The following is a 14,552-nucleotide window of genomic DNA, read 5'->3' on the forward strand; positions in this document are numbered from 1 at the left end:
TGGTATTTTAACAATTTGAGACACACTTCACATCTGTTCCAGTTTTTAGCATACAAAAGAAGAGCCGAACATTATATCGACTCTTCTTTTTATAGATATAGATTTCTCGCTTAAGATTAAAGTCTCCTCCAGCATAAGGTGCGAAGACAGCTACCAATACGACAGATTGGAAAAGGTAAAATGTTAATAGATCGTTGGCCAACAGCTGCAATTGCATTTGTGATAGCTCCACGCTTATTCATGATACACTCCTACCTTATTCTAGAATATGTGGTCAAGCCTTTATTAACACCATTCCAGACTGTAGGATTTAATGAGTCACTAACCGATCAAATAATAGAAGAATTTTTTTCAGATTACGGTGGGAACTTTTTCTTTTGAGGTGGTAGTACAGTCACTCTTTCCACGGCTATATGTTTCTAAACATGAATACAATAAATTTTTAAATATATTTGCTGAAGTTCCAATATGTTTTTGCTTATGATGGACAAGTGCTATTGTTCTAATAAGAGATGGTTTGATTCGAATTGCTCTTAATTGACCATTATTTTCTAAGTTAAATAATGTACTAGATAAAATAGTAGCACCTTTCCCTTCCTTTACTAGGCAGATAATTGCTTTTGTATCGGTCGATTCAATAATAGGATCGAGAAGTATCCCCTGTTTAGCGCACACTATATCAAACCAATGTCTAAAGTAATGGTCTTTTGGATTTAATATTAACGGTATATTTTGTATGTCTTTTAATTCTGCTTCGTTTTGGTTCGCTAATACATGCTCAGCATGAACGACCAAATAAAATTCTTCTTCATATAAAGGTATAATTTTTAATTGCTCATCTTCTGGTGGCAAAATAGTTAATGCTAAGTCCAATTCATTTTGTTTTACTTTTTTAAGGACATCATCTAATGCATAAAATTGTAAGTGTATATGTGGATACATGGAATGAAACTCGACTAATGCCCTTGAAGCAATTTGGCTTAAATCACCAGAAAGTGCCCCAATTGTTAACCTGCCTCTATTAAGCGTTTGCAGTTCCTGTAAATGATCAGTAGCGCTTTTGATATTGTCAAAAATTTTATGGCAGTGTTCAAGTAGAATTTCCCCCGCCTCAGTCAGCGCTATTCTTCTACCCAATCTGTCAAAAAGTCGAACGCCAAGCTCATCTTCTAAGGCTTTGATTTGGTAACTTAAAGTAGGTTGTCCAATTCCTAATTTATCTGCAGTCTTTGTAAAGTGCATTTCTTCACAAATTGCCATAAAATATTCTAATTGTTTCAACTCCATGTTATTCACCATCTTTTCATTTTCATCTTTATTCCGAAAAGTTTCACCACTCTCAAATATGACGAACACAATGAAATTATAGATTCCAAAGTTCCACAAATACTTCTTCATTTATTTTAAAATATAAGGATTGACCGTAACTAATATATCCTTCCTTGATTACACCTAATGTAACATTCGTTCCATCAGTTAGATGCAAATTTAATTCTTTATATTGATCATTGTTACGAAAATCACCTAACTTTGCTTCTACATCTTGAACTGAGTATGGCTTAGCTTTATTTAATTCCTCTAAAAAGGTGTGAACTACTTCTATATTCTCAATTTTTTTGAAATTATTTGTATGGTTTAACGCATCCTCGTATGATCTAAATTTTGCTTCTTCAAGATTATTCATCAAATGCAACTTACCGAAAATATCACTTCCATCATTTATAGTAATCCCAGATAAACTCTCATAAAAATCCGCAAAAACTTCTCCATTTAATTCGTAATAAGTCATAATCCGAAAGTCCTTTTGATACCCTTTTACTGAGTAAACATCAATTTCCCCAATTGTCGAAGCAAATTCTTCTGCATATTTATCTTGTTTACTCCATTCATCAATACCAGCTTTTGTCATACCTAGCTTTTCACCCTTTATCTCAGAAGCTCTATTATTATGGATGGTTGTTGCTGATTGAGTATATATTTTTTCGTTATAAACAATTAACGGCATCATCTTTGCTGTACCCTGTTCTGGCAATTCAATCTCAGGAATTACTACCCCCGAATTAATTGTTTGGTCGTCAAATGATTGGCCACCAATTGATTGATCATTATTTGATTCGTCTTTATCTGATTGGCCATTAATTGATTGGTCATCAAACGATTGACCATCAATACTTGGGGAAGTTTGGGGAGGGCTGTTAGTTGTATTTCGATAATGATGGTAACTAAAACCTCCAACACTAAGAAAAACTAGACTAGCTGCAACAGTGATTATTTTAATTATGCTTTTATTTTTTTTCCTTTCAGTTTTAGCTTTCTTTACGCCCAAAACTGCTCTTTGATGAATGTTACTCGGGATTTCAATTCGATTCATTTCTTGTTTAATTTTATTTTTCATAAAATTCCTCCCACTTCAAACCTTTTCGGAGTTTACTAAGCCCCCGATATAATAATGTCTTTGCCGTACCCAAAGGAATTTTTAACGTTACAGATACTTCTTTAATTGTAAAATCAAAATAATATCTTAAAACAATAACCTGCTTCTCATTTTCATTTAATAAGTTGATTAGTTGTTCTAATGTAATGGAAAGTGATATATCCTTTTCATAATCATTTACTAGTGCACTTTCAATTTCAGACTTCCATTCAACGACCTTTTTTTGTTTTCTGAGAATATCGATGGAACAACTCATGGTAATTTTAATAATCCATGTTTTTATATAATTTGGCTCTTTCAAGTCTTTAATTGATTTAAAAGCGCGATACGCAGTTTCTTGAACGACATCAAGCGCATCCTCTTGATTTTTTACATAGACGAAAGCCGTACGATAAATATCATTTTCATATTTCTGAAACAGCTCTAAAAAGGCTTTTTCATTTCCTTTTTGAGCTTCCTTCACTAACTGGTTAATTTTCAGTCACCTCCAAGCCCTCATTTTATTAGACGTGGAATTTCTCCATTTGGCTTCAAAAAAATAAAATGGTCACATAGTACATACTCATTTAAAGTATTTCACTCTAATAAACAAAATATTTATAATAATTTTACAAAAATTCAACATAGTCTAAACATTTCTCTTCTACTCTAATTCTGGCAGTTTAATTTTTGAAACGAGGAGGGAAATTAAATGAAGAGGAATAAAATTTTCAACATATTCACTAGAATAGTTCTAGCCAGTGCACTTCTTCTTTCTTGCATTCCAATAAATTCGAATCATGTAAGTGCAGAAATAATAGCTCCCGATACGATTGATGTAAAAAAGATTGCAGGGTACAGTATTGGTTTAACCAATAAAGATGGCGGTGTTGCCGAAATTGTTAAATACAATTCGGACAACGAAAAATTTTATGTGATTAATGGTTATGGACAAACGATTGATATTGTTAGTCTGAAAGGACTAACATCTTCAGACACTGTGCAACAGCTTCAAAAAGAAAAATCGATCAATATTGCAGATGCGGTAAACACAGATACTTTCACATATGGTGACTTAACAAGTCTCGATATTCATATTTCTGAAAAGATTATCGTGGCAGCCGTTCAAGATATTGATTATACAAAAAACGGAAAAATTATCGTTATGAATTATGATGGAGAAATCAAAAAAACATTTGAAGCAGGCGTACAGCCTGACATGGTGACAATAACATCTGATGGTAAGTTCATATTATCTGCTGATGAAGCAGAGGCAAGAGGAGGTCTTGAAGGTGTTGATCCAGAAGGGTCGGTATCCATTGTTGAGGTCGAATCTGGGAAAGTCACCCACGTTAAATTTAATGATGAAAGCGTAATTGATGACGATGTTCATATTCGCCAAAACGGGACAAAGGCCGATGCTGTACGGGATTTGGAGCCTGAATATATTGCCGTTTCAAACGATGGTAAAAAAGCATTCGTCACCCTTCAAGAGAATAATGCCATTGCTACGATTGATATCCTAGCAGGGAAGGTACTATCTGTTAAGTCTCTGGGATATAAAGACCATTCATTACCAGGTAATGAACTCGATGCTGCTAGGAACGGAAAGATCGAAATCGAAAGACTCCCAATTTTAGGTTCGTATATGCCCGATTCTGTTGCATATGTAAACATTAGTGGTGTTGATTACCTTCTTACGGCTAATGAAGGGGATGCAACGGAATGGCCTGTGGAAAAACCAGACTTTGTTAATGTGGCTGAATTTAAAGATGTAAAAGAAACTATTTCACTTAATACAGAGCTTTTAAAAGGAATGACGGCTGACGAAGCACTAGCAGCCTTTGAAAGAATGAAAAATTCCGCTGATTTTAATAAACTTGAAGTATTGACTGATCGAGGAAATGACGCCATCTATACTTTAGGGGGACGGTCTTTCTCTATCTGGAAGGCAGATACAATGGAACTTGTCTACGATAGTGGAAGTGATTTCGAAACCATCACAGCACAACGATTACCAGAAGTGTTTAACTGGTCAAACGATGATGATGTATTTGAAAAACGCAGTACCAAGAAAGGGCCTGAGCCGGAAGATGTAAAAGTCGGGGTGATTGGGGATCAAATATATGCCTTTGTAGGACTAGAGAGAATTGGTGGCTTTATGACCTATAACATCACTAATCCAAAAGATGCTAAGTTTGCAAACTATATAAATAGTAGGGAATTCTCACAAGCAATTGCGGGTGATGTAGGACCAGAAGGACTTGATTTTATTCCCTCTGACATAAGTCCAACAGGACGTCCCCTTGTGCTAGTAGCAAACGAGGTTAGTGGGACAGTTTCGGTAAATGAGATACAAGTTGATTTGATTAAACCGATTGAAGGAATTACACTCGACCAAACCCAGATTAATCTAAAAGTTGGAGAAACCGTAAAATTACATGCTAGCATTTATCCAGATGATACCACAGAAAACAAGGGCCTAATCTGGACAAGCTCGAATAAAGCCGTTGCAGCCGTAACGAAGGATGGACTTGTAACTGCTATCTCTGATGGAAAGGCAACGATTACTGTCCAAACCAAAAATGGGACACATGAAGCCAAGGCTGATATTACCGTCACGACACCAACTCCACCTGTAACGGAACCAAAGCCAGAGCCATACAGTGATTATCAGGATTTAAACTATAATCTAATGAATGAGTTAGGAAACATCGTTTTTGATTATCCTTCTTACCCACAATTAAGTTTGGAATTAACAACTGATAAAGTGAAAGAACTGGTAAAAACTCATCCAAATGCTAAAGTAATAATTAAAAAAGGCGATGTTGAAGTTGAATTGCCTTTAGCCATACTGGAAGATATCGGTCAAAATGTGACACTCAAAATAGTTCCTAAATCGTTTAATGGGGCCATTGGTCCAGTATATGACTTTATGATCCAAAAGGAAGATGGAACATTAATTAAAACATTTGGAAATCATAAAATCACATTAAAATTTAAAGTCGACTTTTCAAAGGTCAAGGATTGGAAAAATATCATCGTTTATTTTATAGATGCACATGGAAAGAAGCTTGAGAAAATCGTTCCGACTAAATCGGATTCTGCTAAAGGTTATGTATGGATAGAAGCAGCTCATTTTAGTACTTATGGAGTATTTGAAGAAGCTTCTTCACCAAATGTACCAAAAGATTCAAAGGAACCTAATATCGAAAATCCTCCAAATAATTCTGGAGGTAAACCTACCCCTCATAAGCTTCCAATCACAGCGACAAACAGTTTTAATCTCGTTGTCATTGGTCTACTATTTCTAGCCTTGGGCGGAATTATATTTTTTGTTCAACGTAAAAGAAAAAAACTATTAAAAAATTCCATATAAGTCACGCACCTTAGTTGGCTTAATCGGGATTGATGATTAAGTGCTAATAAAGACAAAGAGGCTGGGATTAATTAAATCCCCATCTCTATTTACGAACGATTTAATCTAAATGCCCTTTTAAAGTACACTTTTGATTTTTAGAGTACCTAGCTGTTGATTGGAGCACAAGGCGAAGACTCCTTGCTTAGAGGTAGCGTTTTGTGGAGATCCCACAGGCGAAGCCGAGGAGGCTCCACAAGCGCCCTCTGGATAAGCGAAGCCTTGGGCGGAAATCAACAGCGGTGTTTAACAGAGTCCCAAAAAAAATCCGAACTAATGCAAAACTCTACTTAGAATTTCGCATAATAGTTCGGATTTTTCTTTAACAAATATTCTTTTGTCTTAGTATGTTTGAAATGCGCCTTTACTCTATTTAGATAGCATAAGAGTCATTTTCATACTCTCCTTCAATGAGTTTAGTTTGACAAAAACCAATCCTCATGTAGGTTCTTCAATTTAATCAGATGAATCCCTTCCAATGTTCAAATCACTAAAAGAAAACTGAGGAATCTCAATTTGAATATGAGTTCCATTAGGACTGCTATTAATCACTTTTATATCCCCACGATGTTCAAATATAATATATTTGACAAATGGCAATCCCAATCCTAGTCCATCTTTATTTGAAGTTGTAAAAGGATTAAATATACTTTCCCAATTCTCTTCAAAGATGCCTCTTCCAGTATCCTTAATATTTATATAGATTCTATCTCCTTGAATTTCTGTAGAGATTATTATTTTTCGATAATATCTATCTATTGGGAACGATTCTGAACTATTTTTAATCAAATTAACAAATACTTGTTTAAGTAAGGGTGGATTGATGTAGGTTTTTAATGTTCTATAATTCTTATCAAATACAACGTCTACAGAATTTTTTCTTAAGAAGTCCTCAGAGATTCCGATGGATCCCTCAATTATTTTATTTAAATCTGCCATTTTATATTGGAATGATTTATGTTTTAATAATTCCGTATAATTAATAATCAACTCGTCTAAATGCGTGCCTGTATTACGAATCATACTATTCATTCTTTTTCCTTCATCAGGTAAAGCGGGTATCTCATTTAATAAGGTAGAATATCCATTAATAACTTGTAATGAATTTTTGACTTCATGAACTAAACTCGCTGTAATTTTCCAAGCATCATCTAATTTCTTCTGGCGTTCTAATATACGATTGTAGTTAACTGTCAGCATGGTATTCATTCTTATAAAAGAAGCCTGTTTTCTAAAATATTGTGGTTTTTTCAGCAAAAGGTAATTATTCGTGACAACGATAAGTATTAATATTCAGATTATATTGATAAAAATACCCCATTAGTGTAAAATTACACTATGCAGAAATTGGAAGGGGTGTGAATTTTAATGACGTTTTTATCTATGATTGGTGTGTTGATTTTAGGTATAGTAATCTTAGTAATAGGGTTTGCAACAAAAAAATTATGGTTGAAAATAATTTCTATTGTTCCTCTTGTTATATCTTCGGTTCAAATCATTTATGTATTGTTTATGGTTGGTTAACTAAAAACAGGTTCATTTCTTCTTAAAATTCGCAAATAGTTCATTCACTTAGTAATTTGTATCGGAATAGAAGCTAAAGAAAATCTTAATTACAGTTTCGTTTTCATATAACGAAACTGTTTTTATATGCAAAAATCATCTTGCTCACCATCTTGCAAATCAATTTAAGCAGCTCTTAGTTCCTCAATCGTTGCGTAATTGGATCCCCTGCAACACCCCAATAATAACGAATTAATCTGCTCCTCAAAAGGTAATTTTTTATTTAGTTGGAGAAAACGGAACCAATACAGGTAATTGTCTAACCATCGGGTCGAAACCCCTTGAAATCTATCCAGCCACCGCTTTAATTGGTTATGGTAGCTGTTTACGTGTTGAATATGGTAGATATGCTTTCGTACATAAATCCCTTTTCTTGCATTGATGGTTTCGTGCGGTAGTTTCTTCAACTTGGCGAATTTCTTGTAATTTGTCGCCGTATCGGTACACAAGATACTGGATGAATCGATAAAATCCCCCAACACACTCTCGATTTCAGAGGCAGTTGTTCTCCCATAGCCATTTTTACGACTGATGATATTGCCGTTTCTATCCATTGCCACCAGGATGCTTACCTGACTTTTACTGATCCCACGCTCAGGAGCCACTCCACCACGTTTACGAGACTTCCTGTGAGAGATATGCTTGCTTCCCTTCATACTTTCTAGGAGGTAAGTTTCATCGCTTTCAATGACACCTTGAAGAACACTGTCACCAATGGAACGGACAGCATTTAACACTTTATGCCTCCAGTAGAATGCCGTAGATATATGGATATTCAGACGCTTTACAATTTTGGGAAGGGTGTATCCTTCCACCATCAACTCGATGTACTGAAGCCACAGATGAGGTTTATGTGTGCCTCCTATGGGAGTATTGGTCATATCGTTGAAAGTCTTAAAGCAATCCTTACATTTATAGCGTTGGCGACCACGATATTTTCCGTGTCGAACTACCGCAGTTGATCCACAATGAACACACCCAAGTCCCTCGCTGAAACGAGTTTCGCGAATGTTGGAGATAAACTTGGCAATATCGGATTTGATGGAAGTTTTATCCCGTTCCAAAGCACGAATAAACTTATCCTTTTCTACGTCAGGCAAATGATTAAAAGTTTGATATACCTTTTTCCACATCGGAACTACCTCCCGTACATACGTTCTTTATAGTATTATATGAGAGTAGAATAATATCCACAATATTTACGAAAACAGGCTAAAAGAAAAAACAATAATAACAGAAAAAATGATAACACCTAAACTACTAAATAAAGCGCCTGTAACAGGAATGAAATTTAGATACCCAGACAAGAACATTAAAAAAGAACACAAGGAGAAAATTCTCAAAAAATCTTTCAAATAAATATTATGAATTTGTCTTGAGATAATATAGGGAAAACCTACAAATATGACAAAACTAGTTGAATGTATCATATAAATATAATGAAATGGTCCATATTCTGGAAAGTAAAAAGAGGTTGTTGTGTTAAAAATCTGTACTTCTTTCAATCCAATTATTCCGAGATTTGTTAAATTTAGCACAAAGACTATAGAACTCCATATTAAGAAAATAATTAATGCTTTACGATTAAAAATAGTATATAAGAATCGATATGGCCATTGATTCTTAATATTAGAAATATGCTTGTTTAATAGTATATACGATAAGTAAAAGACAATTGGAACCATAAATGTAGGTCCAATTCTAAACAACTTAAAAAGCCATAAGATTAACTCTTCTGGCAATAGCCCCTTCAAATACAAAACACCAATGTCTAGCTGCCAAAGGCTGATGCAAATCATATAAAGCAATAAAGCAAAAGCTAAATCGGAACCTTTGTATATTTTAATAACACCAATCGCTAGTACAACAGGAATAATCCCTATTATAGCGATTAAAAATGCGATAATCACAGCTGTTTTCACCAACTCTTTTTATATCTTTTTACATAGGCACATGCATTATTTCACCCAAGACCGTGGTTAGTAATGGCTACTTCATTGATTTCTTGAAATATTGTTTTACAAAAATCCCCCCTTAGAATTCATCTTCCATTCTGTAAGCTTATTAAATGTTAGCTGATTAAATCCCTCTAGAAACGATTGCTTCATACGAACACCGCTTCCAAAATGATATTCACTTGCTCCTACTAACTGATTTAACTTTTCAATATTGTCTAGGTTCAACCCACTTCCAGGAAGAATAACTGGACCATGAAGCTTTTTTTCGAGTGAGACTAATTTTCTTAATTGCTCTTGACCTTCCCCACATGTCTGTTCTCCTCCAGAAGTTAAAATCCGCTTAACATTCTTTTTATACTTCGTTAACACTTGATAAGCCTCTGTTTGTGAAGCTACCTCATCAAAAGCACGATGAAAGGTAATATCAAGCTCGTTAGAAATCAATAGAACAGATTGTAAAATTTGCTCATTAATGGAGTAATCTCTATTCAATGCACCAAATACAATGCGATGATGCCCCTGATTTAACAAATTGCGAATATCTTCAACTATAATCTCCATGTCTGAATCATCATAAAAAAAATGATGACTATGCGGACGAATCATCACCTGAACAGGGATTGATACACTCGCTAACACTCTCTTAATCGTCCCGTAGCTAGGAGTCAACCCTCCTTCGCTTATCGCCGAGACTAATTCAAGACGATCGGCCCCTAATTTCTCTGCCGCTATTGCTTCTTGTTCATTTTGGACAATGACTTCTAGTTTCATGGTTCGTTCCTTTCATTTTGGACTATTATCTTTAAAAATCTTAGTGACGCTAATTTCCACCATTAGTATAATTCATATTCACGAAGAACTTAAGCTGTTTATGAGACATATTTAATTTCCCACACTTATTGCGGCAAATTTCATTTTCACTGTTATATTTAATTCTAATACATTCTTTATAGCCAGAGTACGAAAAGCAACAATTTATGTAAAATCAGCAAAAAGGGTGTTGAAGGAACGAATCCTTCAACACCCTAACCTCTCTTAATAGAGCAATTATGGATAAAAAAGAGTTATTTAAATACCAAGCTCTTGCAGAATTTTCTCTAAAGTTTTACCTTTAAAATTCTTCTTCGCTTCTGGTGCCTTCTCTACTGTTGGGTTTTGCATGAAGTAATTTTTCTTCACGAATCCTATGTCTAGAGCATCAACTTTGCCATCGAAATTGATATCTGCATTACGATCAGATGTCCCCCATTTTTCTTGAATGTAAACAGCATCCATCACGTCTATGACATTATCATTATTCACATCGCCAGCTGCTAGTGCATTTGCCAATAGGAGTTTATTTTGGTTAATGGTTTTACCATCTTCATGAAAACCGATGTTAAATGTTCTATAAAGATTGAAATGTCCTGGAATATTTAATTCCATCTCAAAAGTTTCATCTGTTAATGGTAGTTTGAAATGAACCTGAGGATTTTGATTAAAAATCCCTTCGTATACTTTTCCATCTTCACCTGTTACTTGCGCTACTGCTCCGATTGTCGAGTAATCAATTAGCCCCAAAGGCTGTTCATTACTTGTACCATAGTAGATCATCATTGACTCAGCCTTGATGGAAGCTCTAGCTAATGAATAAGTCGGAATCATATAGAATGAAGAACTTACGCTAAACAGCATATCATGTGTATTCCCATCAGAAACAGTGTAAGAAGTTTTCAACTGTTGAGGAGAAATCGGTCCAGCTGAATACTCATCCTTCACCTTATATGTGACATCTACTAAAGAGAGATCCCCTGATAAAGGCTTTTCTCCATCCTTCACCGTTATCGTAACCTGCTTCTTTAAAAGGTAAGGATCATGGAGATCTTCTGTTTTCACCGTAACCTTATCTTTTAGGCTCTGATGCGGTTTCACATCGACAATTTCAACTAGATTACTTTTATAATCAAATGTATAAACCGCTTCCTTTACATCTTCTACATTATTCAGAGATAACGTTACATCCATTGTATCTCCCATATAAGTTGCCGCACTTTCCGGCTGTCCAAATGCATATGGCTCCCCTTCCCTTATAAAGAAAATCTCTCTGCTTTCTCTAAAGGTTTGGTTAGAAGCTACGTCTCGGGCATAAAACCAAAGGTGCATTGGACTTGTTTCGTTCATCGGAATGTCAAGTGAAAACGAACCATCTTCATTCACTGGCAGCTGTCCGGTTTGACGACCAAGAAGATCCCGATAGAACACGTTATTATCTCCTTGAGTAAAGGATAGCCCCACTTCTTTCATAGATTCAATTTCTTTATCAAATACTGAACCTGAAATATTGACTGTTTTTTCATCTGGTTTGTATTCATATACATCTGATTTAATGTCTAGAGAAATCGTTGGTGCCGTATGTTCAAAGTATACTGGTGCCTCTTTGGAAAAGGTCTTGCCTTTATCATTTGTCCCAACAAGCTTCACCTTGTAATAGCCAGGATTGGCCAGTTCCTTTTGATAGGCAATCGGATTGTCTGGGCTTCCTGTCAGAGGATAGAAAGTCCCTTCAAAAGCACGATTAATCCCTAACTCTATATTGGTCGCGCTCGAGCTAAATCCATCAATTGTTCCAATAAATCCAATTTCTTTATTGGTATTCCCATCTACTAAGAAGAGGTCGAGTGTTTTCATATGTGACTTTAAATTGAAAATTGCATGTCCTGCCGTCAACATACCTGCGTAAGCATAGTCAAAACTATGAGTAAATGCTTCTGGAGTAATCCTCAAAGAATTGATTCCTTCATCTACTGTTTGAAACGCAAAAGGAACTTGGTAGGTTTCTTCTTGATTGTTCCGATTCGTATACACGACATATCCTTCATATGTGCCAAGCTCAGCTGATTTTGGAATCGTTATGAATACATTCATTTTTTTCTGGGCATTTCCGTTAACTTTCACTTCCGTTACTGTTGAAAGCTTTACTCCGTTTGCTTGGGCATCCTTCGAGTTTCTGCGATCCTTTTGGAACTTCACCTCTACATCAAATGTTTTGGATTCTTTACTATTGTTAAAAAGAACAACGGAACGATTGTCTGTAAGATGTTGACCACTCGGCGCATATGTTCCAAAGCTAAAAGCTGCCGTTTTATTTTCTATACTTTTCCGGTTTTCATTTCCACCAACTGGATTTTTCAATGTATCTTGCACTTCAATTCTCACATCGGAATGAACGGCTTCATAAGGATCGACAACACCTGCCCCTACTTCATACACACTATATTCACCAGATAAAGGGTCTGCTGTATTCATAAGAATCTGCTTTATCTGTGAGGGAGATAGGTCTGGATTTACTTGTAATAATAACGCTGCGACCCCAGCTGTATTAGGGCTTGCCATCGATGTTCCTGATAATCGTTCATATGCGTATTCATACTTACCTATTTGGTCCTCACCATTCATATAAGAAGGAACAGTTGAGAAGACCGAGACACCAGGAGCGATTACTTCCGGTTTAATATCATACGTTGTTCGGGCTGGACCACGGGAACTGAAATTTGCTAATTTGTTTCCTTCAGTCGTTTCCTGACCCATTTCATCGAAGGAGAAAGCCACCTCTTTTTCTAAGACATTCTCTCTCAGCTTGATTCCTTGTTCGTAAGATAAACTGAAGGTTGGGACAAATTGATAGCCTTTCCCTAAATAAACTGGAATGAATCCCTCTTCTGGAACATTGTTATAGAGTAAGACAGCTTTCGCACCATTTTTATAAGCATTTGTAATTTTATCTGGAAACTCGATAAGGCCCCTTTGTACGAGTACGATTTTTCCATTTACATCCTTATTTGTGTAAGACGATTCATATCCTGGTCCGACATCTACAACTGGAAGGTTTTCGCCCTCTAGTTCCGCCAAATTGTCTTCATACCCTTTTGCTAACAATTTTAAATCGGTAGAAATTGTATGGTCAGCATGCAATGTCCCTTTTGCCGTGACAATTTTTTCTGAAGTATCACTTGCCCCTACCGTTATTGCTAGTTCTGCAGTGCCTGGAGAACCGAGGGTATACATACCATTCCCACTGTTTCCAGCTGATACGACCGCTGTGACTCCTGCAAGCACAGCATTATTTACTGCAATACTTGTTGCATACATCGGATTGTTATAATTTGCTCCAAGTGAAAGATTGATAACATCCATACCATCCACAACAGCTTTATCAATGGCAGCTATAATATTCTCCGTATAACCAGAGCCATACGGTCCCAATACACGATAGGCGTAAAGTTCAGCATCAGGGGCCACACCTGTTACCGCATAATCATTGTTGTTATTTCCCGTTCCTGCAACAATCCCCGAAACATGTGTACCGTGTTGGGTATAATAAAATGAACCAGTGAGTGGATTTCTTTCTGAGGATCCAGAGTTTTTCCAATCCTCGTACGTTGTTTCCATTGGATCATTATCATTGTCAACAAAGTCATAGCCACCCTTATAAACATCCTTTAAATCTGGATGAAGGTAATCAATGCCTGTATCTATAACTCCTACCTTAACTCCTTTTCCAGTAATTCCTTCTGCATGTAATTGATCTACGCCTGGAAATGTTAGTATTCCTGTCTCTTTCCCCTCGTTTGTAGCTTTTTCTTGAGGAACAGGAGGCATTACATGGACCTCATCATTACTCCAAACTGCTTTTACCACATCGGATTGAAGCAATTCTTCTACTTTGTTTGCTGGTAGTTCCATCGAAACACCGTTCATCGCATTTTTGTACAATCTTTTTATTTTATGGGTATTCTTTTTCTTTTTTACATCTTCTTGATAAATTTCCTGCAAATCTGATTGGAAAGTTTGATGCGCTTCCTCTACTTTTCGTTTCGCTTCGTTTATTGATAGCTTCTTCCCTTGTGCAGCAGCTTCTACTACTGCTGATTTTGCAGGCTTGTCCTTAAATTCAACGATGACAGAAATATCCTCATCGCTTTCAAGATTAATAGTTTGAGATAGTTGAAGACCACTTTCGTCACTTAAGTGCAATTGATTTAATGCCTGCCTCTGCTTTGGAGTCAACTTGGACAATACGTGCTCAATTTGTGAGGTTGTATTTGCCGCAGCAACCTGAGTACTGGGAGATTGTACAAAAGAACTAAATAAAAGCCCTGTACTTAACGTAAAAATAGTCAAACTTCTGGTAAATTTATTTTTCATTTTTCTCTTCCTCTCA

At 35.9% G+C, this 14,552-nt stretch carries 10 protein-coding genes; 2 read left to right on the forward strand and 8 right to left on the reverse strand.

The annotated features are described in order from the left end of the window. Positions 1-180 precede the first annotated feature (180 nt). On the forward strand, positions 181-381 hold the full coding sequence (locus BK580_RS19485) for a hypothetical protein (protein WP_078381940.1): 201 nt from the start codon (positions 181-183) through the stop codon (positions 379-381). Here BK580_RS19485 and BK580_RS19490 read toward each other — a convergent pair. The 3 genes from BK580_RS19490 to BK580_RS19500 form a co-directional block, all read right to left on the reverse strand. Then, positions 352-1,287 carry a LysR family transcriptional regulator gene (locus tag BK580_RS19490; protein WP_169865143.1) on the reverse strand — a complete coding sequence of 312 codons (936 nt, stop codon included), beginning with the start codon at positions 1,285-1,287 and terminating at the stop codon, positions 352-354. The two genes, BK580_RS19485 and BK580_RS19490, sit on opposite strands and share 30 nt — an antisense overlap. Positions 1,288-1,363: 76 nt before the next feature. Next, entirely contained in the window at positions 1,364-2,395 is a 1,032-nt protein-coding gene (locus tag BK580_RS19495) for a hypothetical protein (RefSeq protein WP_078381942.1), read from the reverse strand. After that, positions 2,385-2,897, reverse strand: coding sequence for a sigma-70 family RNA polymerase sigma factor (locus BK580_RS19500; RefSeq protein WP_235864076.1), 513 nt, complete (start codon positions 2,895-2,897; stop codon positions 2,385-2,387). The genes BK580_RS19495 and BK580_RS19500 overlap by 11 nt, the downstream gene beginning before the upstream one ends. 228 nt (positions 2,898-3,125) lie before the next feature. Between BK580_RS19500 and BK580_RS19505 the strand changes: the two genes are divergently transcribed. After that, the gene (locus tag BK580_RS19505) at positions 3,126-5,792 is read left to right on the forward strand and encodes a choice-of-anchor I family protein (RefSeq protein ID WP_078381944.1); all 2,667 of its coding nucleotides are present in this window, start codon (positions 3,126-3,128) and stop codon (positions 5,790-5,792) included. A 495-nt stretch (positions 5,793-6,287) separates the two neighbouring features. On the opposite strand, the gene BK580_RS19510 is transcribed toward BK580_RS19505, so the two are convergent. The 5 genes from BK580_RS19510 to BK580_RS19530 all read right to left on the reverse strand — a co-directional run bounded on the left by BK580_RS19510 (position 6,288) and on the right by BK580_RS19530 (position 14,536). Beyond that, positions 6,288-7,031, reverse strand: a complete 744-nt coding sequence (locus BK580_RS19510) for a sensor histidine kinase (RefSeq protein ID WP_169865145.1) — start codon at positions 7,029-7,031, stop codon at positions 6,288-6,290. Positions 7,032-7,519: 488 nt separating this feature from the next. Beyond that, positions 7,520-8,527 (reverse strand): IS1595 family transposase, encoded by a 1,008-nt coding sequence (locus BK580_RS19515; protein ID WP_078381946.1) that lies wholly within the window; start codon positions 8,525-8,527, stop codon positions 7,520-7,522. A 66-nt stretch (positions 8,528-8,593) separates the two neighbouring features. Then, positions 8,594-9,304 (reverse strand): hypothetical protein, encoded by a 711-nt coding sequence (locus BK580_RS19520; protein ID WP_078381947.1) that lies wholly within the window; start codon positions 9,302-9,304, stop codon positions 8,594-8,596. Positions 9,305-9,412: 108 nt separating this feature from the next. Further along, complete coding sequence (locus BK580_RS19525) at positions 9,413-10,123, reverse strand: copper homeostasis protein CutC (RefSeq protein ID WP_078381948.1); 711 nt, start codon at positions 10,121-10,123, stop codon at positions 9,413-9,415. A gap of 297 nt (positions 10,124-10,420) precedes the next feature. Beyond that, on the reverse strand, positions 10,421-14,536 hold the full coding sequence (locus BK580_RS19530; RefSeq protein WP_078381949.1) for a S8 family serine peptidase: 4,116 nt from the start codon (positions 14,534-14,536) through the stop codon (positions 10,421-10,423). Positions 14,537-14,552: the final 16 nt, after the last annotated feature.

It is taken from the genome of Sutcliffiella halmapala, from assembly GCF_002019665.1.
In the GTDB taxonomy this organism is placed as follows: domain Bacteria; phylum Bacillota; class Bacilli; order Bacillales; family Bacillaceae_I; genus Sutcliffiella_A; species Sutcliffiella_A halmapala.